The sequence below is a fragment of the Marinithermofilum abyssi genome, from assembly GCF_014641195.1.
GTDB lineage: Bacteria > Bacillota > Bacilli > Thermoactinomycetales > DSM-45169 > Marinithermofilum > Marinithermofilum abyssi.
Genome location: NZ_BMHQ01000004.1, coordinates 245,008 through 269,396 on the forward strand (window position 1 = coordinate 245,008; position 24,389 = coordinate 269,396).

Sequence of the window (24,389 nt, forward strand, 5' to 3'; positions counted from 1 at the left end):
CATTTGCAAGCACAAGAAAAAACGATGAAAATCCGTTTACAGGATGCCGAAGAAGCCATGAGCCTTTTCGGGCCCCAAGACGGTTTTTTAAAAACGATTGAAGCAAACACCCCTGCCAAAATCGTTTCCAGAGGGGAAGAAGTCGTGATTACCGGCTCTCCTGAGGAGCTGGATGTACTCAGCAATCTGTTCCGGGTGTTGCTGTCCTTGATCCGAAAAGGGGTCAGTCTGTCCGAGCGGGATGTCGTCTATGCGGAGAGATTGGCCAGAGACGGCATTGCAGACGAGTTGCTGGAACTGTATGATGAACAGATCGGAACCACCCATAAAGGAAAAGCAATCCGGGTGAAAACGCTGGGTCAGCGTCATTATGTCACCGCGATCCAAAAATCGGACATTGTCTTCGGAATCGGACCTGCCGGCACCGGTAAAACGTTTTTGGCGGTTGTTTTAGCCGTCACCGCTTTGAAAGCCAACCGGGTGAAGCGGATCGTATTAACGCGTCCGGCCGTGGAAGCGGGAGAGAACCTGGGCTTTTTGCCGGGGGATCTCCAAGAAAAAGTAGATCCGTATCTGCGCCCGTTGTACGACAGCTTATATACGATGCTGGGTGTGGAGCAGGTGCAAAAAATGATGGAACGGGGCATGATCGAAGTAGCCCCGCTTGCGTATATGCGAGGGCGTACGTTGGAAGACGCCTTCGTCATCTTGGATGAAGCGCAAAACACCACCAACGAGCAGATGAAAATGTTTTTGACCCGGCTGGGCTTTGGTTCCAAAATGGTGGTCACCGGAGATGTGACTCAGGTGGACCTTCCCAAAGGGAAACAATCCGGGCTGAAAGAAGCGGAACGCATTTTGCGGGATGTGGAAGATATACAATTTGTTTATTTGAGTCAGGCGGATGTTGTGCGGCATACGCTGGTTCAGAAGATCATCGAAGCGTATGGACAGGATGCGTAAAGCTTCGCTGTCAAGGAGAGTCGAATCAATGAAGGAAACGGATGTACCGAAGCGGCGGGGTTTGCGTCGTATGGAGCTTTCGGAGAAATGGAGAAAGAGCGTACGTCTCCGATTGGGACTATACGGAATGATGGCCCTTTGCTGCTATGTTTTATTGATGGGCGATGTGATGCCCCAACAGTACGGCAATCTGTCGCCCGGACAAGTAAGTGACCAAACGATTGTTTCTCCGGTAACCAAGGTGGATACGGCGGCCACGGAAGAAGCAAAGGAACAGGCGGCGCAATCTGTCGGACCTCAATATGCTGTGGACGATCAGATGACCGATCGGCAATTAAACAGTTTGGACGCGATTTACGCCGACGTCCGCCGCTACCTGGCCGACGCTTCCCTTTCGGAGAAAGAGAAAGTGGAGCATCTGAAAGATCGTTTGCCTTCGGGTCTCTCCGATGAGTTTTACCAGAAGCTGATGCGTATCAAAACGGATCAGTTGACGGATATGCGGCTAACCAGCCGGGATATTTTGAGAAATGCTCTTTCTGAAGGCGTGCGGGAAGACGAGGTCGAAAAAAAGCGGGATGAAGTGGATCGGGCATTGGTGACCTCAGCTTTGGGTAGCCACGCCCGTTTTGTTGTCCGGGATCTGGTTCGGACGATGATCATTCCCAATGAATTGTATGATGCTGAGCGAACCGAAAAATTAAGAGAAGCAGCCAGAGAAAGCGTTGAGCCGGTTCCCATCCGCAAGGGGGAAACCATCGTCGCCGAGGGAGATGTCGTAACGGCGGACCAGCATCGAAAACTTGAAGAGCTCGGGTTGTTGCGGGATTCCATCCGGTGGTGGGCGTATATCGGCCTGATTCTGTTGGTATGCGTGATCATCGGCTTATTGTATGCTTTTGTCCATCGTTTTCGTCCGGATCTGCATCAGGACAATATGAAGGTTCTGATGCTACATACGGTGTTTTTGTTAACCCTGGGAGGCATGAAGGTGGTCAGCCTGGGGCAAAACTTGGAATGGAGTACGATCGGGTATCTTGCTCCCGCTGCACTGGGAACCATGCTGCTTACGTTGCTGTTGGATGCAAAGTTGGCATTATGGTGCAACCTGCTGTTTTCCCTTGCAGCTGCACTGCTTTTCAATGCAGAGAATCATTTCTTGTTTGATTTTCGTTATGGTGTGGTCGCTCTTGTCAGTGGTTCGGCTGCGGCTTTTGCACTGGACGGTGTAAGGAATCGAACCTCCATTCTTCGGGCGGGGCTGGCTGCATCGGGCTCTTCGGCGGTGGCGATCTCGGCGGTGCATGCACTGGTTCCGGTGGATGGGGATGTGGAAACCCTGCTGCAATCGTTGGCATTCGGCATTGCCAGCGGATTGTTTTCCGCCGTGATGACGATCGGCTTTTTGCAACACTTGGAAACCGTATTTGACATCCTATCTCCCTTGCGGTTGCTGGAGCTGTCCAACCCCAATCATCCGCTACTGAGGAAACTGCTCACCCAAACTCCCGGCACCTATCACCACTCCATCATGGTGGGCAATCTGGCCGAAGCGGCGGCGGAAGCGATTGGTGCCAACGGTTTGCTGGCCAGGGTGGGAGCTTATTATCATGATGTGGGCAAAACGAAGCGGCCGCAATTTTTCATCGAGAACCAGATGCATAAGGAAAACCCCCATGACAAGCTCTCCCCCAATTTGAGCAAATCGATTATCTTGTCCCACACGCGGGATGGAGTGGAAATGTTGAAAGAACACGATATCCCCAAGCCTATTCGGGATATTGCCGCGCAACATCATGGAACCACGTTGCTTAAGTATTTCTATTACAAAGCGAAGCAGCAGAGTGAAGGGTCCCAGGTGCTGGAAGAGGATTACCGTTATCCCGGGCCGAAAGCCCAATTCAAAGAAGCGGCAATCGTAGGAATCGCCGACTGTGTGGAAGCGGCTGTCCGTTCTTTGGCCCGGCCGACGCCGGATCGCATTGAATCGATGGTACGAAAAATCATTCAGGAACGGCTGGAGGACGGTCAGTTGAATGAATGTGATTTGACCCTGAAGGAACTGGACCTGATCGCCCGGAGTATGTGCGAAACTTTGCAGGGCATTTTTCACTCCAGAATCGAATACCCTGAAGATGTATCAGGCAAAGGAGCCAAGCTTGCATGAACCTGAAAGTGGACATAGAACAACAGACACCGGTAGCGGACAAAGCCGTTCTGAAATGGATCAAACGTTGTCTGTCAACAGCAGCGGAAATGGAAGAGCTTCCACCTGCCGAGGTGGCGGTCACTTTGGTGAACAATGAGGAAATTCATCGGTTGAACCGGGACTACCGGGGAGTGGATCGGCCGACTGATGTGTTGTCCTTTCCGCAGTGGGAGCCGGATGAAGAGTGGATCGTGGCCGAAGGGGAAAGGGTCCCCTTGGGAGATATTGTGATCTCTGTACCGAAGGCTGAGGAGCAGGCAAGAGAATACGGACACTCTTTTACAAGAGAAATCGGCTTTTTATCTGTTCACGGTTTTCTGCATCTGCTCGGTTATGATCACGGTACCGAAGAAGAAGAGAAAGAGATGTTCTCCCGTCAGGAAACCATCCTGTCCCGAGTCGATTTGAGAAGGTAGGGATTTCGCCATGTGGTTGTCCAAGGTGCTACGAAGTTTTCGGTTTGCCTTGGAAGGATTAAAATACACACTTGTCAGTCAACGAAATATGCGCATTCATTTTTTGGCTGCCTTATGTGTGTTGGGATTCAGCTTGTACCTGCCCTTAAGTAAGTTGGAAGTATTGTTGCTCTTTGTCTCCATCGTCTTGGTATTGTTGGCGGAATTGTTCAATACCGCGGTGGAGGCTGTGGTGGATATGGTAACCAAAGATTTTCATCCTCTGGCCAAAGTAGCGAAAGACGTGGCGGCAGGAGCGGTTTTGCTGAGTGCGGGGTTGGCTGTTATCGTGGGAATCAGCGTCTTTTACCCTTATCTTGATTTGGCCATGCAGACCTTTGAATTTGCCCCCTATCCTCCCAATATCGGATTGGCGGCATTGATTGTATTTGATTTTTTCCTCACCCTGATCTTAAAAGCCTGGATACACCGGTTGGAAAAACCGCAGTGGGAGCCGAGCATGACGACTTCTCTGGCTTTTTGCATCGCTACCCTGTTGGTTCGAATGATTAATAACTTATTGGTTACGATCTTAGTCACCCTGTTGTCTGCCTTGCTCATTGGAACCCGGTTGCGCATTCGGACGCGGAAGCGGCCGGTGCTCCTGGGGGCGGTGCTGGGGATTGTGGTGGGCATCTTGGGTATACAATTGTTATAAAGGAAAAAGGAACCGCCGGAAAGGGGAATTGCCCGGGGATGCTGAAAAAAATCCGGACGTACTTGATACTGGGAGTGATTACCCTTCTGCCCACAGTGGCCACCATTTATATTTTGAAGCTCCTGTTCGGCATCATCGACCCCACATTGGGAATCGCTTTTGCCAGTTTGCTGAATTGGCTGGGCATTGTGGAGTTTCCCCTTTCGATCGCCGGAATTGTATTCCATCGTTACATTCCCGGCGTCGGCTTTCTTCTCACTCTTCTCCTGTTGATTTTGTTCGGCATGATGGCGCGCAGCTTGTTCGGCAAGCGGCTGTTCCGGCTGGCGGAGGATTTTTTCTCCCGAATTCCGCTGGCTCGCAGCATCTATTCCACCGTCCAACAAATCACCCATGCCTTTGGGCAGGAAAAATCCACTTTCCAACAGGTGGTGATGGTGGAATATCCTCGACGGGGAGTGTATACCCTGGGCTTTTTGACCGGCGTCGCCAATCAGGAGACCCAGCAAAAAGAACAAACCCGGATTGTCAATGTGTTTTTGCCGACGACGCCCAACCCTACCTCGGGATGGTTGGTACTGGTTCCCGAAGAGGATGTTACCTATCTCGCCATGACAGTGGAAGAAGGATTAAAATATATTATCTCCGGCGGTGTGGTCGTACCGGAAACGAAGACGGATCCGGATAATGGAGACTCAGCGGATACATTGAAGGGAGACAAGGAGGCGACCTGACCATGGATCGAGAAGCATTGATAGAAGCGGCTAAACAGGCCAGAGAAAAAGCGTATGTACCTTACTCCAAATTTCAGGTGGGAGCCGCCCTGCTCACAACAAACGGCAAAGTGATTCAGGGATGCAATGTGGAAAACGCATCCTACGGCCTGACCAATTGCGCCGAGCGGACCGCTCTTTTTAAAGCAATTTCAGATGGAGAGAGCACCTTTGCGGCAATGGCCGTCATCGGTGATACGGAGGAACCGATCTCCCCTTGCGGCGCTTGCCGGCAGGTGATGGTGGAGCTGTGTCCGCCGGACATGCCCGTCATTCTGACCAACCTGAAAGGGGATGTAACGGAAACGACGGTAAAGGCGTTATTGCCCGGTGCCTTTGACAAGGAGGACTTGGCCTATGACAGAACAGACCAAACATAAATCAGGCTTTGTCGCATTAATCGGCCGTCCCAATGTGGGAAAATCGACACTGTTAAATCATGTGTTGGGACAGAAAGTGGCGATTATGTCGGACAAGCCCCAAACGACCCGGAACAAGATCCGAGGGATATATACCGGCGACAACGAACAGATCGTCTTTCTCGATACTCCCGGAATCCACAAACCCAAGTCCCGGCTGGGGGATTGGATGGTCAAACAGGCCCGGGATACCTTTGAAGAAGTGGATCTGGTCCTTTTTCTAGTGGATGCCAAGGAAGGAATGGGACCCGGCGATCGTTTCATTATGAATATTCTCAAGGACGTTCGGACACCGGTGTTTTTGGTCGTCAATAAAATCGATCTGGTACATCCCGATGAATTGTTGCCGCTGATCGATGAGTATCGGCAACAGTTTGACTTTCAAGAAGTAGTGCCTATCTCGGCGAAGCTGGGGAACAACACCTCCACGCTGCTCCGTTTGATTATCGATAAGCTTCCGGAAGGACCTCCTTATTACCCGGCTGACTATGTGACGGATCATCCGGAGCGGTTTATTATCGCCGAGTTGATTCGGGAAAAAGTGCTGCATTTAACCCGGGAAGAGGTACCCCATTCCGTAGCGGTGATCGTGGAGCAAATGGAACAGGAGGACGAGGGGAATCTGGTTCGCATTTATGCGACCATTATTACGGAGCGTTCCTCTCAAAAAGGAATCCTTATCGGAAAACAGGGGACCATGTTGAAAGAAGTAGGACGGCGGGCCCGAACAGAGATCGAGCGGCTGTTGGGAAGCAAAGTGTTCCTGGATCTGTGGGTCAAAGTGAAAAAAGACTGGCGGAATGAAGAAATGATGTTGCGTCAGTTCGGCTATCAGGAAGAAGATTAATACATGGAAACAATATCTAACCGATCCGAGTTATACTCCGGAGGTTCCAGGTCATCCTAAACGATGTAGATAAACATGTCAGCGGAAAGGATGATGCTGGTTGCGCAACTTTTCCTGGAATTGTTTTGCTGTGACTGGCAGTATCGACGCATACCTGTTATTTAAGGATGCGGAAGCCCACAGCCGGAGTGACGCCGAGTCTGCTGAGCGGGGAGAGGAGGACCCGGACGGTTAGAAGAGAAGGGGAATCGGATCAGGATGTTGAGAAAGTTGGAAGGGATCGTTCTCCGAACCAAAGATTACGGTGAAAGCCACAAAGTCGTCAACCTGTACACCAAGGAACGGGGAAAAATGGCGGTCATGGCCCGGGGAGCCAAAAAGCCGAAAAGCCGTTTGGCCGCTGTAGCCCAACCTTTTATCCACGCCCAATTTCTTTGTTTCGAAGGTAGCGGCATGGGAACCCTTTCTCAGGGAGACATCCTGAATTCCCATTATCCTCTTCGGTCGGATTTATACCTGACTGCTTATGCGGCTTATCTGGCGGAATTATTGGATCAGTCGACGGAAGAAAGAGAGCCCCAACCGACGCTGTTTGAATGGTTCCGTTCCTCTTTGGAACATTTGGAAGGGGGGACGGACCCCGATATTTTGGCCCGGATGTTTGAATTGAAAATGCTGGATACGGCGGGTTACCGTCCTTTCTTGGACGGATGCGTCTCATGCCGAGCCACGGAACGGCCCCTGGGCTTCAGTGTCAGCCAGGGTGGTTTTTTGTGTCTGGATTGCGCGGAACAGCGGCGGCAACAAGTCATCCCCCTGTCTACGCCGGCTGCCAGGATATTAAAACTGTTGCAGCGGATCTCCCCGGATCGCTTAGGTCAGGTCGAAGTGAAACCGGAGACGAAAGCTCAATTGGAAAAAGCGATGGGAGCCTTTATAGATGAATACGGGGGATTTCATCTCAAATCCCGCACTTTTTTGGATCGGATGCGGTCAGATGGTCTGATCGATTGACAAGGGACCGCAGTATTTGGTATATATACACTATCTGTTTGAAATTGAACACGTGTGCGCGATGAGGGAACGGAGTAGCCGATCCTTTGTGACCAGCGAGTCGGGGATGGTGGGAGCCCGATGACAAAGACCGGTGAAGGGCAGTCTGGAGCGCCAGCAAAAGAGGGGACCGAGGTCCGGGAGAGATCCATGGAGATGAATCCCGTTTCGGTCAAATAGGGTGGAACCGCGGGAAAACCTCCCGTCCCTATGGAATGGTCTCATTCTATATGGGGATGGCAGGTTTTTTATATTTTATTTAGCGTTTTTTGGAGGTGCAAAACCCCGTGAACATGCAACAGATCATTCTTCGGTTGCAGTCGTATTGGAGTGAGCAGGGTTGCGTGCTGGCTCAGCCTTATGATGTGGAAAAAGGGGCCGGAACGATGAACCCGATGACGTTTTTGCGCTGCCTGGGGCCCGAGCCGTGGAACGTGGCTTATGTGGAACCTTCCCGGCGTCCGGCGGATGGCCGTTATGGTGAAAACCCGAACCGCGTGTATCAGCATCACCAGTTTCAGGTGATTATGAAGCCTTCTCCGGATAATATCCAGGAAGTGTATCTCGACAGCTTGAAAGCACTTGGGATCGACCCCCGGAAACACGATATCCGCTTCGTGGAAGACAACTGGGAAAACCCGGCCATGGGTGCGGCTGGCTTGGGTTGGGAAGTATGGCTGGACGGGATGGAAGTGACCCAGTTTACTTACTTCCAACAAATCGGCGGTCTGGAAGCGGATCCGGTTTCGGTGGAGATCACCTACGGATTGGAACGTTTGGCTTCCTATATTCAGGATAAAGAAAACATCTATGATCTGACCTGGGTAGACGGGGTTACTTACGGGGACATTTTCAAACAGCCCGAGTATGAGCATTCCAAGTATTCTTTTGAAGTATCCGACGCACAGAAATTGTTCCGCTGGTTTGACGAGTATGAGGGAGAAGCTCTGCGGGCCTTAGATGAAAAGCTAGTATTTGCTGCCTATGATTACATTTTGAAATGCTCCCATACTTTCAACCTGTTGGATGCACGGGGCGCGATCAGTGTAACGGAACGCACCGGATATCTGGGGCGTGTACGGAACCTGGCCCGCCGTTGTGCCAAAACCTACGTGGAAGAACGGGAACGTCTCGGTTTCCCGCTGTTGAAAGAAGGAGGGGAACAGCATGGCTGAACGGGATCTGCTGGTGGAAATCGGATGTGAAGAAATCCCGGCGCGTTTTGTGGAAGGCGCCTTGAAACAGTTGGATCAGAAGTTGACGGCGTGGCTGAAAGAAAACCGCATCGACTTCGCCCGATCCCGCACGTATGCCACTCCCCGGCGGTTGGCAGTACTGGTGGAAGCGGTGGGTGAAAAGCAGCCGGATGTGGAAGAAGAAGTACGGGGTCCGGCCAAGCGGATTGCTGTAGACGCAGAGGGCAACTGGACCAAGGCGGCGGAAGGATTTGCGCGTAAACAGGGATTGTCCGTCGATGAACTGGTGTTGGAGGAGCACAAAGGGGAAACCTATGTCTTCGCAAAAAAACATCAGGAAGGCCGGCTGACCGCTGACCTGCTGCGGGAAGGGTTGCCGGAACTGTTGAGCTCGCTTCATTTTCCGAAAACGATGCGCTGGGGCAGCCGTCGGACCCGGTTTATCCGTCCTGTCCGGTGGATGGTCTGTCTCTTCGGAGAAGAAACGGTCCCCGTGGAATGGGCGGGTGTAACTGCGGGCAATCGCACCCGCGGTCACCGTTTTCTCGGAGAAGAGGCGGTTGTATCCTCGCCTGGCGAATATACCGACATCCTGCGGAAACAGTATGTGATCGCCGATCCTTCTGAACGGCGACAAAAGATTTTGGATCAGCTTCGTCAGTTGGAAGAAAAGAAAGGATGGAAAATCCCTGTCGATGAGGGGCTGCTGGATGAGGTCACCTATCTGGTGGAATATCCCACTGCTCTCTACGGCACATTTGATGAGGAGTATCTCGCCATACCCGCGCCGGTGCTGATTACCACCATGCGGGAACATCAGCGCTACTTTCCGGTGGAGGACAGCGAGGGCAATTTGTTGGCTCACTTTATTACCGTACGTAACGGGAATGATCAATCGCTGGATCAAGTGGCCAAAGGGAACGAAAAGGTGCTGTCCGCCCGGCTGGCCGACGCCCGTTTCTTCTATGAAGAAGACCTAAAGCTGCCGATTGAGAAGGCAGTAAAGCGGTTGGATAAGGTGGTTTACTTCGATGAGCTGGGAACCGTCGGAGATCAGGTGCGGCGTATCCGGTCGATGGTGCTGCAACTGGCCGATCGGTTGGGTTTTTCCGATACCGAAGTGGACAAACTGCGTCGGGCTGCGGAAATCGCCAAATTCGACCTGTCCACGCATATGGTGGACGAGTTCCCCGAATTGAGTGGAGTGATGGGGAAAGAGTATGCCCGTAAGGCAGGGGAAGATGAAGCCGTGGCAGAAGCCATTTTGGAACACCATTATCCCCGCTTTGCCGGTGACCGGCTTCCCGCCTCCACCTTGGGTGCTTTGATCAGCGTGGCGGACAAAGTGGATGCGGTGGTATCTGCTTTTGCTATCGGGATTCAACCGACCGGCTCCCAAGATCCTTACGGTTTGCGCCGCCGGGCGGCAGGCGTGATTCAGATCCTAATCGACCAAGCCTGGAAATCCATTTCCCTCAAAGAGTTGATTTCCATCGCGCTGGACCGGCTATCCGTGGATGGTTGGCTGAAGCGTCCGGCAGACGAGGTACGGGAAGAGCTGATGCAGTTCTTTGCTCTGCGTTTGAAAGCCGTCCTTCAAGAGGAAGGGATTCGCTACGATATTATCGACGCGGTGCTGGCTGCAGATATCACCCGGCCGAAATTGGTGCTGGACAAAGCGCGGGTATTGGCCGAACAGGTGGAGCAGGAAGATTTCAAGAACGTCGTGGAAGCTTTCAGCCGCGCGGCCAACCTGGCAGAGAAAGCCAAGGAAGGCGTGGAAGTGGATCGGGACTACATGAGCTCCAAAGAAGAACATGCCCTTCACGGAGCTTACCAAGAAGCGTCTCTTTCCTTTGCCGAAGGCATGTCCAAACGGGATGCCCGTAAAATGTACGAAGCACTGGTCAATCTGGCTCCGGTCATCCACGAGTTTTTCGAACATGTTTTGGTAATGGCGGAAGATGATCGAGTGAGAAACAATCGATTGGCGCTGCTTCGGCAGATCAACCAGTTGGTTAGCCAATTTGCTGCCTTTAAACATATCGTGTTTGCTTCCTGATAAGAAAAGGACCGGTCTTTGTTATAGAGGCCGGTCCTTTTAGATTGCTAACAAAGTCCAACTTCGGGAGGAGCGATCTTTGACGGCGTACCCGGGTTTGATGTGTGGGGCCGAGGCAAAAAGCGAGCCATCGTGCTATCTTAGAGCAATCGATTCAGGTGCGAGGTTCTTATACCCGCGGGCATACAAAGCATTTCCTTCGGCTCGCACTTTGGTTATCGCAAGGGAGCACAAGTCGTGCATTTGTCGCTCCGCTTCAAAGTCAAGCTATATTTCGGAACGCACGGTATCACACGTCGGAGAGGGAGAGATTACTGTGTTCATGAGGCTTGTTATCAATCTGAGGATTGGGCTGTCGGATTTGATCGATGAAAAAGACCGGCTTTTTATGCCGGTCTTGTTGTCTTCAGCGTTTTTTTAATTGGCGCAGGGGTTTAAGTGCGTCTTGCAGGTCTTGTTCCTTGCCGGTCGCCAGCAGAATCGGTATCTCGTCATCCACCTGTTCCGCGAATTCCAGCAGTTCCGGATATGCTTCTTCAGGGAAGGGGGTATGGGTGGTTTGCGGTGTATCTCCCCAGCTGACTGCATAAGAAAGGCGTACCAACACCGTGTTCTTTTGAACTTGCTGATAAAATTCGATCCAGTCACGAGTGGTATTCAGGATTTCTTTTTCTGTCGCACCCGCAAACAGGCTGCGGGAGCGGTGCATATAAGAGAGCACATTGGACGTGATCCGGGCGTTGGCAGTATCCAGGCAAATCTGCACCTCGGTTGCTTCCGCAATCCGCTGCAGGTGGCGCGGCGTGCGCAAAGCCGGGTAGATGAGGCCTTTTCCGGGTTCGAAGTAATGGTCACCGCCCATGGGTGCGTTTTCAATACACAGCTGAATGTTGTATTTCAGTGCCGTGGAATGCAGCTGTTCCAACTGTTCGATAATTTTTTCCACGTAGCGGGTTTTATAATCATGCAACCCGTTAAAGTCCTGGGGGCGGGCATCCAGATACTCAAATACCTCTCCCAGTGTGACAGCGGTTCCATGACAGACTACATAACGCAAGGAATCCTCTGAAAAGAGTGGCGCTACGGTTTTCAGCCAATACTCCCATTCTTCCAAGATAAAATCTGACGAGCCGAGTCCCATAGTCTTCGGGGCCCGGAAAGCGATAGGAGATGTATGAGTAGCTTGAAACAAGTCTTGCAACTCATCCTGTGTGTAGCGCGACGAGGGCAATTGCACTTCAACATGCTTCATCCCCTGATCCGCCACCTGATGTAATTCATGGAGTTCCGCTGATGTCGAAACAGCAAGCGGGTTGGAAAACAGCATGTCAAACTCCTCCTAAATCCAACGTGTCCTTCACAATTTTATAGAGAAAAGGATCGTTTAGCAATCTCGAATACAGTATTCCCCCCGCTTCTGGTGTCCATAGAAAAAAATGTGGCATCTCTCCTCAGGAAAATGGTTGCAGAAAAAAACATGTCGATATAGTATATACTATATAACGAAGAAGGTATTTAAGTATGACATATTGGTCTGGGTTTTGCTCATTGCAAAAGGAGGTGCAACCGATAGAATTAACGAAACGCCAGGAGATGATTTTACAAATCGTCAAAGATGAAGGTCCAATCACTGGGGAACAAATCGCGGAGAAATTAAATCTTACCCGGGCCACTTTGCGGCCGGATTTGGCGATATTGACCATGTCAGGGTTCCTGGATGCCCGCCCGCGTGTCGGATATTTTTATGCGGGGAAATCGGGCAATCAACTCTTGGGGGAACATGTGCGGAAGCTTTCCGTAAAGGACTATAAATCCGTACCCGTCGTGGTGAAAGAAGAAACCTCGGTTTATGATGCGATTTGTACGATGTTTTTGGAAGACGTAGGTACCTTATTCGTGGTTAAAGAGGGCGGGATCTTGATTGGTGTTGTCTCCCGCAAAGACTTGCTGAAAAGCTCCATGGGAAATCAAGATCTGCAAACGATTCCCGTGGGAGTGATCATGACCCGTATGCCCAACATTGTCCGTTGTACCTTGGAAGACAGCCTCTCAGAAGCAGCTGCTAAACTGATCCGGTATCAGGTGGATGCTTTGCCGGTAGTGAAAGAGGCAGAGAACGGAGGCGGGCTGGAAGTGGTCGGCCGTATCACGAAAACCACGATTACCCGAGCATTCGTCGAATTGGGAGAAGAAGCAACTGTATAAGTGCCAGGGAGGGAAGAACCATTTCGCTAACACCCAGTCAACCCGTTGTATACATTTTGTCGGATTCCGTCGGAGAAACCGCCGAATTTGTGGTTCGCGCCGCCTCCAGCCAGTTTAACGGGGGTCATGTGGATATCCGGCGCGTACCTTATGTGGATGATAAAAAAATCATTACGGAAACGGTCGAAGCAGCCGCTGATGCCCGTGGAATGATTGCTTTTACCATGGTTGTAAGCGAGTTGCAGGGGTATCTTTTGGCGGAAGCCAAGCGGCTCAATGTACCGGTGGTGGACATCATGGGTCCAATGCTGGATGGTCTTTCCAGCTTGTACGACCGGCCTCCCAAACGGGAGCCGGGATTAGTCCGGAAGCTGGATGATGAATATTTCCGCAAGGTGGAAGCCATCGAGTTTGCCGTCAAATATGACGACGGCCGCGATCCCCGCGGGCTGCTCCGCGCAGATATTGTGTTGATCGGGGTTTCCCGCACCTCGAAAACCCCGTTGTCCATGTATCTGGCCCATAAGCGCCTGAAAGTGGCTAATGTGCCTTTGGTACCGGAAGTGGAACCGGCGGAAGAGCTGTATATGATACCACCTGAAAAATGTATAGGACTGACCATTGATCCCGAGCAATTGAACGGCATACGAAAAGAGCGACTCAAATCGCTGGGACTTACTTCCCGAGCGAACTATGCCAACATGGAGCGCATTCTGCAAGAGCTGGACTATGCGGAAAAAGTCATGAAACGGGTCGGCTGTCCGATCCTCGATGTATCGAACAAAGCGGTGGAAGAAACGGCTAACATCATCTTAGATATGTTCCGTAAAGGAGGCAAACCATCGTGAGCAAAAAGGTCACGCTGTTCCATGAAGGCAGTGCCGATATGAAGAGTTTGTTGGGAGGCAAGGGGGCCAACCTGGCGGAGATGACCCGGGTGGGACTGCCGGTCCCCCCCGGCTTCACCATTACGACCCAAGCATGTCTGGAGTACTATGAACAAGGGCGTCAATTGATTGCAGAACGAAAAGCGGAAATTTTGGAAGCGCTGTCCCGTTTGGAGGAACAAACCGGAAAAACCCTGGGAAATCCGGAAAATCCGCTGTTGGTTTCGGTGCGTTCCGGTGCGGTGATTTCCATGCCCGGTATGATGGATACCGTTTTGAACCTGGGTCTGAACGACGAAACGGTGGAAGGGTTGTCCAAACTTACGGAAAACCCGCGCTTTGCTTATGATTGTTACCGCCGGTTCATTCAAATGTATGGGGACGTCGTGCTGGGAATTCAACATTATCGGTTTGAGAGGATCATCGACCAACGGAAAGAAGCAAAAGGGGCGAAGCTGGACACGGAATTGTCTGCGGAAGATTGGCAATGGGTGATCGAGCGTTTCAAACAATTGATCCGAGAAGAAACCGGAACCGATTTTCCCCAAGATCCTCGGGAGCAGTTGTACGGAGCCGTCGTGGCGGTCTTTGATTCCTGGAACAATCAACGAGCCAAGATTTATCGCAAGATCCACAAGATTCCAGACGACCTTGGAACCGCTGTCAATGTACAAATGATGGTTTTCGGCAACATGGGTGAAGATTCCGGAACCGGTGTTGCATTTACACGGAATCCTTCCACCGGAGAAAAGGAACTGTACGGGGAGTATCTGATCAATGCCCAGGGGGAGGATGTGGTGGCGGGGATTCGCACCCCGGAGCCTATAGCCGCCCTGGCCGAACGTATGCCGGAGATTTTTGAACAGTTCCAGGAGATTTGCGGCAAGCTGGAAGCCCATTACCGAGATATGCAAGATGTTGAGTTTACGGTAGAGCGGGGCAATCTTTATATCCTGCAAACCCGTTCCGGAAAACGAACGGCTCATGCTGCGGTAAAGATCGCGGTCGATTTGGCGATGGAGGGGTTGATCGACCAAAAGGAAGCGTTGAAGCGGGTGGATCCGAATCAATTGGATCAGATTTTGCACCGTCGGATCGATCCTGAAGCTAAGTTGGAGATTTTGACCAAAGGGCTCCCGGCATCCCCTGGTGCCGCATCCGGGTTGATTGTCTTTGATGCGGATAAAGCGGAACGATGGGCCAATGAAGGGAGACCGGTTATTCTGGTTCGTCCCGAAACAACCCCGGAGGATATCCATGGGATTGTCGCTGCACAAGGGGTGCTGACCAACCGCGGGGGGATGACCAGTCATGCGGCGGTAGTAGCCCGGGGAATGGGTAAGCCGTGTATCTGCGGGTGCGAAAAGGCCAAGATCGATCTCCGGAAGAAGGAAATGAAAGTTGGCGATACGGTAGTGCGGGAAGGCGAGCGGCTATCTATCGATGGAGGCACCGGTCAAGTGATCCAAGGAGAAGTGCCGCTGATCGATCCTGAGCTCTCCGCGGAGTTCCAGCAGCTTTTGACTTGGGCGGATGAAGTGCGCCGGTTGAAAGTGCGGACCAATGCCGATAATCCGCATGATACCGCCAAAGCCAGGGAATTCGGTGCGGAAGGTGTCGGCTTATGCCGAACAGAGCATATGTTCATGGAAGCGGATCGGGTTCCTTTGGTACGGGAGATGATTTTGGCAGAAAGCTTTGAGGAGCGGCAATCGGCTTTGGCCAACCTTCTTCCTTTGCAAAAGGAAGATTTCAAAGGTATTTTCCGTGCGATGGAAGGACTACCGGTTACCATTCGCCTGCTGGATCCGCCCCTGCATGAGTTTTTGCCGAATCTGGAAGAGCTGATCGCCGAAGTAACCAAGTTGTCGGTGACACAAAGTGGCAGCCGGGAGTTGCTGCAAAAAGAAAATGTGCTTCGGAAAGTGCGGTCGCTGCATGAGTTCAACCCGATGTTGGGTCACAGGGGCTGCCGTTTGGGACTCATCTATCCCGAGATTTACGCCATGCAGGTCGAAGCGATCTTCCGCGCGGCTACGGAAACGATGGAAGAGGGGATCACCGTCTGTCCGGAAATCATGATCCCGTTGGTGGGACACGTGAATGAACTGCGTGAAATGCGAAAACTGGTTAACGAAGTGGCTGACCGGGTAGAGGCCGAAACCGGTCAACCGGTTCCCTATACGGTGGGAACGATGATCGAAGTGCCCCGTGCTGCCCTGACAGCGAATGAGATCGCAAAGGAAGCGGACTTCTTCTCTTTCGGCACCAACGATTTGACCCAGACCACTTTCGGGTACAGCCGGGACGATGCCGAAGGGAAGTTCCTGCATCAATACATCGACCAGAAGATTTTGCCCGAGAATCCTTTTATCTCTTTGGATACGGAAGGCGTGGGCCAACTGGTGGCGATGGGAGTAGAGAAAGGCCGCCAAACCAAACCGGCGCTCAAAACCGGAATTTGCGGAGAGCACGGCGGGGAAAAGAGCTCGATCCGCTTCTGCCATCAGGCGGGTCTCGACTACGTGAGCTGTTCACCTTTTCGGGTTCCCCTCGCCCGTCTGGCCGCAGCTCAGGCAGCGCTTCAAGATGAAAAATAGTAAAAACGACAAACCTTCTTCCCATGGGAAGAAGGTTTTTTTCGGGGAGGAAGAGGGGGGATTGTGATGCTGTCGAGACAGAAAAAAATGATATTGTCAAGATCCATGGAGGATTATTTTCTTTGATTGGCGTATAATAGTAGTAATTGAAAAGTGCTGCTGCATAAAATCCAGTGAGCATAAAAGGTGGAAGGATCGTACTGGTTATTGTAGAATTAAAGGATATGCAGGCGGTCCATTTTTTGTTTGAAAAGGGGAGGAAAGATTTACTAAGAAAATTCTTGACGGGAACTTGAAGGATTTTGACGAATCTTGGCGAATAGGTACATGTTGAACAGGGGAGATCACAATTCAGGATGTCGGGAATGGCAGAACACAGTTCGAAAGGCGGTGATTTCATGGGGAAATATATTCCCGACGAAGTCATCGACCGCGTACGGGAGCATTACGATATCGTCGATGTTGTCGGTCAGACGGTTCAGCTGAAAAAAAGTGGACGAAACTTTTTCGGGCTGTGTCCGTTTCATTCTGAGAAGACCCCGTCTTTCTCCGTTTCTCCCGAGAAGCAAATCTATTATTGTTTTGGTTGCGGCGCCGGAGGCAACGTCATCAAATTCGTGATGGAGACCGAACAGCTTTCCTTTGTGGAAGCTGTCGTCTATTTGGCGGAAGAAGCGGGAATCCCCATTCCTACCGCCGAGCATCCGGCCAACTCGGCTGAAGAGGACCGCCGGCGACAGCTGCTCAAAGTGTTGGATATGGCCGCCAAGCTCTATCACCACCTATTGCTCCAGCATGAACATGGGGAGGAAGCCCGCCGGTATTTGTTGCAACGAGGGTTGACGATGGAGACGATCCGGGAATTTCAACTGGGATATGCACCGGATTCTTATCAGTTTCTCCTACCTTTTATGAGACGGCGAGGTTTTGATGAAACATTGCTGGTGGAAGCGGGACTGGCCGCTGAAAAAGAGACGGCTGCCGGACGAAATCGCGTCTATGACCGTTTTCGGGGGCGGGTGATGTTTCCCATCCACGATACACAAGGCAACGTCGTTGGATTTGGCGGGCGTATTCTTGGTGACGGACGTCCCAAGTATCTCAACAGCCCGGAAACCTCCCTGTTTCATAAAGGACGACATTTATTCAATTTGCACCGAGCCAGGAAATCCATGCGTAAAGAGCAACAAGCCCTGTTGTTTGAAGGCTACATGGATGTGATCGCCGCATGGCAGGCGGGGATCCGTTCCGGCATTGCTTCTTTGGGTACTTCCCTGACGGAAGAGCAGGCCCGGGTAATTCGGCGTAACGCGGAAACCGCCGTTATCTGCTATGATTCCGATGCCGCAGGGCAAACGGCTGCCGAACGGGGGCTGGACGTTTTGAAGGACCAGGGCTGTATCGTCAAAGTGGCTCAGATGCCCGCAGGTCTCGATCCGGATGATTATATCCGGAAATATGGAGCCGACGCTTTCCGTGGGGATGTGATCGCTCAGGCATTGCCGTATACCGCTTTCAAATTGGAGGCGTTAAAAAAGGGAATCAATCTGCAAGATGAGCCGCAGCGGATGAAATATCTGACCAAAGCGCTGGATGTCATTGCCGATTTGCCTCTCGCCATTGAAAGGGACCATTATCTCCGGCGGCTCTCGGAGGAGTTTCACGTATCTCTGGATGCCTTGAAACAGGAACAGCGAGTGATCGCGTCGAAGAAGAAGAGGGAAGGCAAGGGGGATAAAGGAGCCCGCGAGTGGAATAATGGATATGACGGAGGCAAACACATGGTCGCTTCAGGCCGGAAGCTTTCCGCACATGAAGAAGCGGAAAAACGCCTGTTGATCATGATGATGCACGACAAACAGATTGCGGAACGGGTTCGGGAATCCGTCGGAGCCGAGTTCAACGTGGAAGAGAACGCCGCTGTCGCCGCTTATCTGTATGCTTACTACGCAGAGGGACACCCTGCAAATCCCGGCCGCTTTATCCACTATGTTCGGGATGACCGGCTGGTGGAACGGATCAGTGGTTGGATCATGCAGGATATTCCCGAAAACATCCTGGAAGAAGAAGTGGCGGACTATATCCGGCACATACGCACTTATCCCCTTTATAAAGAGATTGAAGCGAAAGAAGAAGAAGTAAAGCAGGCAGAGCGTGCTGGCGACATCGCCAAAGCCGCCCGGTTGGGGATTGAACTAATCCAGCTTCGGGAAAAAGTACGGAAAAAGGCTTAAAGCGATGAGTCAGGGAAGGAGGGAACCACGTTGGCAAACGAGCAAAATGTGAACGTCGATATGGATCAAGACCTCACATTGGAACAAGTAAAAGAACAACTTACAGACCTCGGAAAAAAACGGGGTGTGCTTACCTATAAAGAAATCATGGAAAAGATGTCGTCTTTTGATCAAGATCCGCAACAAGTGGATGAGTTCTTTGAATCCCTCAATGAACAAGGTGTAGAAGTGATCAATGAGGACGATGACAATCTGGTCTTTTCCCAGGACGATGAAGAAGAAAGTGATGCCTTGCTTGAAGACGATCTCAGCGTTCCGCCGGGTGTCAAAATCAATGATCCGGTTCGAATGTACCTGAAAGAGATTGGCCGGGTCCCCCTGTTGTCCGCTGAAGAAGAAGTGGAATTGGCCAAGCGGATCGAAGAGGGGGACGAAGAAGCAAAACGCCGTCTAGCGGAAGCCAACCTGCGTTTGGTGGTCAGTATCGCCAAACGGTACGTGGGACGCGGCATGTTGTTCCTCGATTTGATTCAGGAAGGAAACATGGGCTTAATCAAAGCCGTTGAGAAGTTTGATTACCGAAAAGGCTATAAGTTCAGCACCTATGCCACTTGGTGGATCCGTCAAGCCATTACCAGAGCGATTGCGGATCAGGCACGGACCATTCGGATTCCTGTGCACATGGTAGAGACGATCAACAAACTGATCCGGGTGTCCCGCCAGCTGCTGCAGGAATTGGGTCGTGAACCCACGCCGGAGGAGATTGCGGAAGAAATGAATCTCAGCCCGGAAAAAGTGCGGGAGATTATGAAAATCGCTCAGGAACCGGTTTCTCTGGAAACTCCGATCGGTGAAGAGGACGATTCCCATTTGGGAGACTTCATTCCCGACGATGATGCCCAGGCTCCGGCGGATGCTGCAGCTTACGAGTTGTTGAAAGAGCAGCTGAAAGATGTGCTCGATACCTTGTCTGAACGGGAAGAGAACGTCCTGCGTCTCCGCTTTGGCCTGGATGACGGACGGACACGCACCTTGGAAGAGGTAGGCAAAGTGTTTGGAGTAACCCGGGAGCGGATTCGTCAGATTGAAGCCAAGGCACTTCGCAAACTGCGCCATCCAAGCCGTAGCAAACGGTTGAAAGACTTTCTCGAATAACGGTTTTGATTGACTGTGCACCCCGCCAGGGGTGCGTTTTTTGTTTGCTATTCTGGTTCAATTTTATCCCTTTTCCGAACACAATGCAAATCTGAAGAAAGCGCTTCACGAAAGAAAAATAGCCATCATTCTAAAAATTCTTGAAGGTATATCGTTCATCCGCCTATAATAGGTATGGAAGCGCTATCAATATAGACAGATAGGGGTGGATGGAGATGAATTTTGATCTCACAGAAGAACAGAAAATGGTGCGCAAATTGATGCGAGATTTTGCTGAAGGGGAAGTGGCTCCGGAAGCGGATGAGCGGGATCGCAGCAAAACATTTCCCCGAGAGATTTTTCAACAAATGGCGAAACTCAACCTGATGGGGTTGCCTTTCCCGGAGGAATATGGAGGCGGCGGAGGCGACACCATCAGCTTTGCCATCGCTGTTGAAGAGTTGAGCCGGGTATGCGCTTCCACAGGGATTACGTACTCGGCACATATTTCTTTAGGCTGTGCTCCCATCTATCTGTTTGGTACCGAAGAACAGAGAAAGAAGTACCTGACGCCGTTGTGCCGGGGTGAGAGCATGGGAGCTTTCGGGTTGACAGAACCCAATGCGGGCTCGGATGCAGGGGGAACCAAGACACAAGCCCGAAAGGAAGGGAAAGACTGGGTAATTTCCGGGTCTAAGTCCTTTATCACCAATGCCAGTTATGCCAAATTCCTCGCGCTGACGGCAGTCACTGGCCAAGACGACAACGGCAAGAAAGAGATCTCGGCCTTTATCGTCCCCACAGATGCCGAAGGGTTCCAGGTTATCGACAATTACGTGAAAATGGGCCTTCACAGTTCCAACACCACGGAATTGGTGCTGGATCAGGTGCGTGTGCCGGAGGAAAATCTGTTGGGACAAATCGGGCGAGGCTTTCAGCAATTTCTCGTCACCTTGGACGGCGGTCGGATCGGCATAGGAGCGATGGCGGTGGGAATTGCCCAGGGGGCTTTTGAGGCTGCGCTCCGTTATGCCAATGAACGTGTTCAATTCGGCCGATCCATCTCGAAGTTCCAGGTCATTCAGCATAAATTGGCAGATATGGCGATGAACATCGAGCTGGCCCGCAATATGGTCTACAAGGCCGCCTGGCTGAAGGATCAAGGGCGCCCATTTACCAAGGAAGCTTCCATGTGTAAACTGTTCGCCTCGGAAACGGCGATGCGCGTCTGTGATCAAGCCGTACAAATTCACGGCGGCTATGGATACATGCATGATTATAAAGTGGAGCGTTTCTTCCGGGATGCCAAACTGACGGAAATCGGGGAAGGCACTTCGGAAATCCAACGCAATATTATTGCCCGGGAAATCGGCTGCTAAGAAAAAGGGTGGAAGTGTTTATGGAAAGCGACATCTTCGGATGGTTCGCTCTTTTTTCCTCCTATTTATCCGAAAATTTCAATTTTAGGAAAAGATCCAAATGAATAATTTGACAGGGGGGAGTTTCGATGGCTGATTTGCTCAACATGACAGTAGGGGCCTTGTTGGATCGCATAACGGATCAAGTGGGGGAGAACGACGGGGTTGTCTACCCGGAATTGGATCTTCGCTGGTCTTACCGGGAGTTTCGGGATCGTTGCAATCAAGCGGCCAAAGGGTTGATGAAGCTGGGCATCCAAAAAGGAGACCATTTGGCCATTTGGGCGACCAATGTTCCGGAATGGCTGATTACGCAGTTTGCCACAGGAAAAATGGGAGCCGTCATGATCACGGTCAACACCAACTACCAAGCCAGCGAGCTGGAGTATTTACTCCGGCAATCGGATGCTGAAACCCTGATTTTGATGGAAGGGTTCCGCGGGGTGAGTTATGTGGAGATACTATACAAGATCTGTCCCGAACTCCGAGCAGCGGAGCCTGGAAAGATACAGTCCGCCCGTTTGCCCCGCTTAAAAAACGTGATCTACCTGGGAAAGGAGAAGCTGCCGGGGATGTTCACCTGGGAAGAAGTTATGGCTATGGGAAAAGACGTATCCGATGAGGAGTTGGCGGAACGTCAGCGGTCTCTCCATCCCGACGATGTGATCAACATGCAGTATACTTCCGGAACGACGGGCTTTCCCAAAGGCGTGATGCTCACCCACAACAACATTGTCAACAATGCCCGCAACATTGCTGAATGTATGAAACTGACCCCGAACGACCGCATGTGTATACCTGTGCCCTTTTTCCATTGTTTCGGCTGTGTACTGGGCACGTTGGCTTGTGTCAATACCGGTACAACGATGGTTCCGATCCTTGTTTTTGATCCATTAACCGTGCTGAAAAGCGTGGAAGCGGAGCGTTGTACCGCGTTGCACGGCGTTCCGACGATGTTTATCGCCGAGTTGAATCATCCGGAGTTTGACCGGTTTGACTTGTCCACCCTCCGGACCGGAATCATGGCCGGATCCCCTTGCCCGATGGAAGTGATGAAGCGGGTCATGGAAAAGATGGGTGCCGCTGAAATCACCATTGCTTACGGGCAGACGGAATCTTCGCCAGTGATTTCTCAAACCCGCACCAACGATTCCATCGAGCGGAAAGTATCTACCGTCGGCAAAGCGCTTCCCCATGTGGAGGTAAAGATTATCGACCCCGACACCGGTGAAACCCTCCCGCCAGGCAAGCAAGGAGAGCTTTGCACCCGGGGGTATCTGGTCATGAAAGGATACTATAACATGCTGGAAGCCACCGAAAAGGCTATCGACAGCGAGGGTTGGCTCCATACCGGTGATTTGGCGGTGATGGATGAAGAGGGGTATTTTAAGATTACTGGCCGCCTGAAAGATATGATCATTCGCGGCGGTGAAAACATCTATCCCCGAGAGATCGAAGAGTTTCTCTATTCGCATCCCGACATTCTCGATGTTCAGGTGGTCGGCGTACCCGACGAAAAATACGGGGAACAGGTGATGGCTTTCATCCGGTTGAAGGAAGGGAAATCTATGACATTGGAGGAGCTGCGGGAATACTGTGACGGCAAAATCGCCCGATACAAGATTCCCCGGTATATGCAAGTGGTTGACCAATATCCTATGACGGCCAGCGGCAAGATACAGAAATTCCGGCTCCGGGAGATGGCGGTGAAGGAATTGGAATTGGGTTCGACGAAGACGGGGAGTGTATGAGATTATCGTCTCGAAAGTGCATCACTTCTTATGTCGGGGAGTAGTAGGACTTGCCGTCGGAATCAAGAGATTTTGTCCAATCAGTCGATCCAATGGATCGGCTTTTTTTTGAAAAGGAATGTTCATGTGTTCCATTTACGAACGTATCGGTCAGGATTTTGCCTACAGTCCTTGGGCAGATGGAGAAATCACCCGTCGTTTGCGAAGCTTCTTGCAAGTAGAAGATGGGACCCGCGTACTGGATATTATCGCTTGCGGAACGGGGCCGCATTGATGAAGTGATCCGTCCATAAGCTTTTTACCCGGTAAAAGCACCAACGCGCTCCCGCATATGCTTGCATAGAGGTTCTTCTCCTCTGTAATCTGAAGGTGAAGAATTTTCAGGCGGGAGGGTTTCAGGTGGCGGATGTGAATGCACAAACACAGGGTGTCAGAGGCGATTTCTTTACCATTCTGGATGTGGACTACCTGGAGTATTATACCGGCAACGCCAAACAGGCGGCTCATTACTTCTGCAAGGCGTTTGGGTTTAAACCGGTGGCGTACAGCGGGTTGGAAACCGGTAATCGGAAGCAGATCTCCTATGTGCTGGAACAGGGAAATATCCGGTTGGTGGTGAGCGGGGCGTACACCCCCGACCATCCCATCGCCGATTTTGTGAAGCGGCACGGGGATGGGATTAAAGATGTTGCTCTCCAAGTGGAAGATGTGGAAAAAGCCTATCGAGAAGCCGTTTCCCGCGGCGGGATCGGGATCCTGGAACCCCATACGGTGTCGGATGAACACGGGATGCTGAAAAAAGCCGTGATCGGAACGTATGGCGATACGGTTCACACGCTGGTGGAACGCCGCTACTACAATGGGGTGTTTGCGCCCGGATTTGTTTCGACGGACTTGGATATTCCCTATACCGACAGCGGACTGAAAGGCATTGACCATGTGGTGGGAAACGTGGAGCGGATGGAAGAGTGGGTTGCATATTATGAGAAAGTGATGGGTTTTACTCAGCTTCGCCACTTTGATGATGAAGACATCAGTACGGAATATTCAGCACTGATGTCCAAAGTGATGCAAAACGGGACGGGTCGTATCAAGTTTCCGATCAATGAACCGGCGGAAGGAAAGCGGAAATCGCAAATCCAGGAGTACCTGGAATATTATAACGGGCCCGGAGTGCAACATGTTGCCCTGTATACCAAAGATATCATTCGTACAGTGGAGCAGTTGAAATCCCAAGGCGTCGAGTTTTTGGACACCCCGGATACCTATTATGACAACCTGAAGGAACGGGTGGGCAATATCGACGAAGCAGTGGAAGATCTGAGAAAAAATAAAATTTTGGTGGACCGGGACGATGAGGGGTACTTGCTGCAAATCTTTACGAAGCCGATCGTGGACCGGCCGACTCTGTTTATCGAAATTATTCAACGCAAGGGTGCCCGCGGGTTCGGTGAAGGCAACTTCAAGGCCCTGTTCGAAGCGATTGAACGGGAGCAAGCCCGCCGCGGGAACTTGTAATCGAAGG

Annotated in this window: 21 protein-coding genes; 20 read left to right on the forward strand and 1 reads right to left on the reverse strand. The window is 51.5% G+C overall.

All coding sequences use genetic code 11. The features are described from left to right. The first annotated feature begins 3 nt into the window (after window positions 1–3). The 11 genes from IEW70_RS07400 (at window position 4) to glyS (ending at window position 10,635) form a co-directional block, all read left to right on the forward strand. Window positions 4–963, forward strand: coding sequence for a PhoH family protein (locus tag IEW70_RS07400; protein ID WP_373285934.1), 960 nt, complete (start codon window positions 4–6; stop codon window positions 961–963). 28 nt (window positions 964–991) lie between these two features. Continuing rightward, on the forward strand, window positions 992–3,130 hold the full coding sequence (locus IEW70_RS07405) for an HD family phosphohydrolase (RefSeq protein ID WP_188647279.1): 2,139 nt from the start codon (window positions 992–994) through the stop codon (window positions 3,128–3,130). Then, window positions 3,127–3,588 carry an rRNA maturation RNase YbeY gene (ybeY, locus tag IEW70_RS07410; RefSeq protein WP_188647280.1) on the forward strand — a complete coding sequence of 154 codons (462 nt, stop codon included), beginning with the start codon at window positions 3,127–3,129 and terminating at the stop codon, window positions 3,586–3,588. The genes IEW70_RS07405 and ybeY overlap by 4 nt, the downstream gene beginning before the upstream one ends. A gap of 25 nt (window positions 3,589–3,613) precedes the next feature. Beyond that, entirely contained in the window at window positions 3,614–4,285 is a 672-nt protein-coding gene (locus IEW70_RS07415) for a diacylglycerol kinase family protein (protein ID WP_188647281.1), read from the forward strand. Window positions 4,286–4,323: 38 nt separating this feature from the next. Next, the gene (locus tag IEW70_RS07420) at window positions 4,324–5,019 is read left to right on the forward strand and encodes a DUF502 domain-containing protein (protein WP_188647282.1); all 696 of its coding nucleotides are present in this window, start codon (window positions 4,324–4,326) and stop codon (window positions 5,017–5,019) included. 2 nt (window positions 5,020–5,021) lie between these two features. Continuing rightward, entirely contained in the window at window positions 5,022–5,438 is a 417-nt protein-coding gene (locus IEW70_RS07425) for a cytidine deaminase (protein WP_188647283.1), read from the forward strand. After that, window positions 5,416–6,324 carry a GTPase Era gene (gene era, locus IEW70_RS07430; RefSeq protein WP_188647284.1) on the forward strand — a complete coding sequence of 303 codons (909 nt, stop codon included), beginning with the start codon at window positions 5,416–5,418 and terminating at the stop codon, window positions 6,322–6,324. The genes IEW70_RS07425 and era overlap by 23 nt, the downstream gene beginning before the upstream one ends. A gap of 100 nt (window positions 6,325–6,424) precedes the next feature. After that, window positions 6,425–6,559 (forward strand): YqzL family protein, encoded by a 135-nt coding sequence (locus IEW70_RS07435; RefSeq protein WP_188647285.1) that lies wholly within the window; start codon window positions 6,425–6,427, stop codon window positions 6,557–6,559. 23 nt (window positions 6,560–6,582) lie between these two features. After that, window positions 6,583–7,338, forward strand: a complete 756-nt coding sequence (recO, locus tag IEW70_RS07440; RefSeq protein ID WP_188647286.1) for a DNA repair protein RecO — start codon at window positions 6,583–6,585, stop codon at window positions 7,336–7,338. Window positions 7,339–7,664: 326 nt separating this feature from the next. After that, the gene (gene glyQ, locus IEW70_RS07445; RefSeq protein WP_188647287.1) at window positions 7,665–8,552 is read left to right on the forward strand and encodes a glycine--tRNA ligase subunit alpha; all 888 of its coding nucleotides are present in this window, start codon (window positions 7,665–7,667) and stop codon (window positions 8,550–8,552) included. Further along, on the forward strand, window positions 8,545–10,635 hold the full coding sequence (gene glyS / locus IEW70_RS07450) for a glycine--tRNA ligase subunit beta (RefSeq protein WP_188647288.1): 2,091 nt from the start codon (window positions 8,545–8,547) through the stop codon (window positions 10,633–10,635). The genes glyQ and glyS overlap by 8 nt, the downstream gene beginning before the upstream one ends. A 406-nt stretch (window positions 10,636–11,041) precedes the next feature. Here glyS and IEW70_RS07455 read toward each other — a convergent pair whose 3' ends face one another. Further along, the gene (locus IEW70_RS07455) at window positions 11,042–11,962 is read right to left on the reverse strand and encodes an IolE/MocC family protein (RefSeq protein ID WP_188647289.1); all 921 of its coding nucleotides are present in this window, start codon (window positions 11,960–11,962) and stop codon (window positions 11,042–11,044) included. Between the two features lie 194 nt (window positions 11,963–12,156). Between IEW70_RS07455 and ccpN the strand changes: the two genes are divergently transcribed. From ccpN to hppD, 9 genes are all read left to right on the forward strand, one after another. Further along, entirely contained in the window at window positions 12,157–12,840 is a 684-nt protein-coding gene (gene ccpN, locus IEW70_RS07460) for a transcriptional regulator CcpN (RefSeq protein ID WP_308423141.1), read from the forward strand. A 56-nt stretch (window positions 12,841–12,896) separates the two neighbouring features. Beyond that, on the forward strand, window positions 12,897–13,688 hold the full coding sequence (locus IEW70_RS07465; RefSeq protein WP_229751875.1) for a pyruvate, water dikinase regulatory protein: 792 nt from the start codon (window positions 12,897–12,899) through the stop codon (window positions 13,686–13,688). Continuing rightward, window positions 13,685–16,327, forward strand: coding sequence for a pyruvate, phosphate dikinase (gene ppdK, locus IEW70_RS07470; RefSeq protein WP_188647290.1), 2,643 nt, complete (start codon window positions 13,685–13,687; stop codon window positions 16,325–16,327). Before IEW70_RS07465 ends, ppdK begins: the two co-directional genes overlap by 4 nt. A 365-nt stretch (window positions 16,328–16,692) precedes the next feature. Next, window positions 16,693–18,561 carry a DNA primase gene (dnaG, locus tag IEW70_RS07475; protein WP_188647291.1) on the forward strand — a complete coding sequence of 623 codons (1,869 nt, stop codon included), beginning with the start codon at window positions 16,693–16,695 and terminating at the stop codon, window positions 18,559–18,561. 60 nt (window positions 18,562–18,621) lie between these two features. Continuing rightward, complete coding sequence (rpoD, locus tag IEW70_RS07480; protein ID WP_188647356.1) at window positions 18,622–19,716, forward strand: RNA polymerase sigma factor RpoD; 1,095 nt, start codon at window positions 18,622–18,624, stop codon at window positions 19,714–19,716. Window positions 19,717–19,931: 215 nt separating this feature from the next. Continuing rightward, complete coding sequence (locus IEW70_RS07485) at window positions 19,932–21,074, forward strand: acyl-CoA dehydrogenase (RefSeq protein WP_188647292.1); 1,143 nt, start codon at window positions 19,932–19,934, stop codon at window positions 21,072–21,074. Between the two features lie 137 nt (window positions 21,075–21,211). Next, window positions 21,212–22,864, forward strand: a complete 1,653-nt coding sequence (locus IEW70_RS07490; RefSeq protein WP_229751882.1) for an AMP-binding protein — start codon at window positions 21,212–21,214, stop codon at window positions 22,862–22,864. A gap of 124 nt (window positions 22,865–22,988) precedes the next feature. Continuing rightward, window positions 22,989–23,138, forward strand: coding sequence for a hypothetical protein (locus tag IEW70_RS07495; protein ID WP_188647294.1), 150 nt, complete (start codon window positions 22,989–22,991; stop codon window positions 23,136–23,138). A 125-nt stretch (window positions 23,139–23,263) separates the two neighbouring features. Beyond that, on the forward strand, window positions 23,264–24,382 hold the full coding sequence (gene hppD / locus IEW70_RS07500) for a 4-hydroxyphenylpyruvate dioxygenase (RefSeq protein ID WP_188647295.1): 1,119 nt from the start codon (window positions 23,264–23,266) through the stop codon (window positions 24,380–24,382). Window positions 24,383–24,389: the final 7 nt, after the last annotated feature.

Coding starts and splice junctions, on each gene's coding strand:
- IEW70_RS07455 (WP_188647289.1), bottom strand. CDS start 11,962: ATGCTGTTTTCCAACCCGCTTGCTGTTTCGACATCAGCGGAACTCCAT.
- IEW70_RS07425 (WP_188647283.1), top strand. CDS start 5,022: ATGGATCGAGAAGCATTGATAGAAGCGGCTAAACAGGCCAGAGAAAAA.
- dnaG (WP_188647291.1), top strand. CDS start 16,693: ATGGCAGAACACAGTTCGAAAGGCGGTGATTTCATGGGGAAATATATT.
- IEW70_RS07495 (WP_188647294.1), top strand. CDS start 22,989: ATGTGTTCCATTTACGAACGTATCGGTCAGGATTTTGCCTACAGTCCT.
- ccpN (WP_308423141.1), top strand. CDS start 12,157: ATGACATATTGGTCTGGGTTTTGCTCATTGCAAAAGGAGGTGCAACCG.
- glyS (WP_188647288.1), top strand. CDS start 8,545: ATGGCTGAACGGGATCTGCTGGTGGAAATCGGATGTGAAGAAATCCCG.
- rpoD (WP_188647356.1), top strand. CDS start 18,622: ATGGATCAAGACCTCACATTGGAACAAGTAAAAGAACAACTTACAGAC.
- era (WP_188647284.1), top strand. CDS start 5,416: ATGACAGAACAGACCAAACATAAATCAGGCTTTGTCGCATTAATCGGC.
- IEW70_RS07485 (WP_188647292.1), top strand. CDS start 19,932: ATGAATTTTGATCTCACAGAAGAACAGAAAATGGTGCGCAAATTGATG.
- IEW70_RS07405 (WP_188647279.1), top strand. CDS start 992: ATGAAGGAAACGGATGTACCGAAGCGGCGGGGTTTGCGTCGTATGGAG.
- IEW70_RS07420 (WP_188647282.1), top strand. CDS start 4,324: ATGCTGAAAAAAATCCGGACGTACTTGATACTGGGAGTGATTACCCTT.
- recO (WP_188647286.1), top strand. CDS start 6,583: ATGTTGAGAAAGTTGGAAGGGATCGTTCTCCGAACCAAAGATTACGGT.
- ybeY (WP_188647280.1), top strand. CDS start 3,127: ATGAACCTGAAAGTGGACATAGAACAACAGACACCGGTAGCGGACAAA.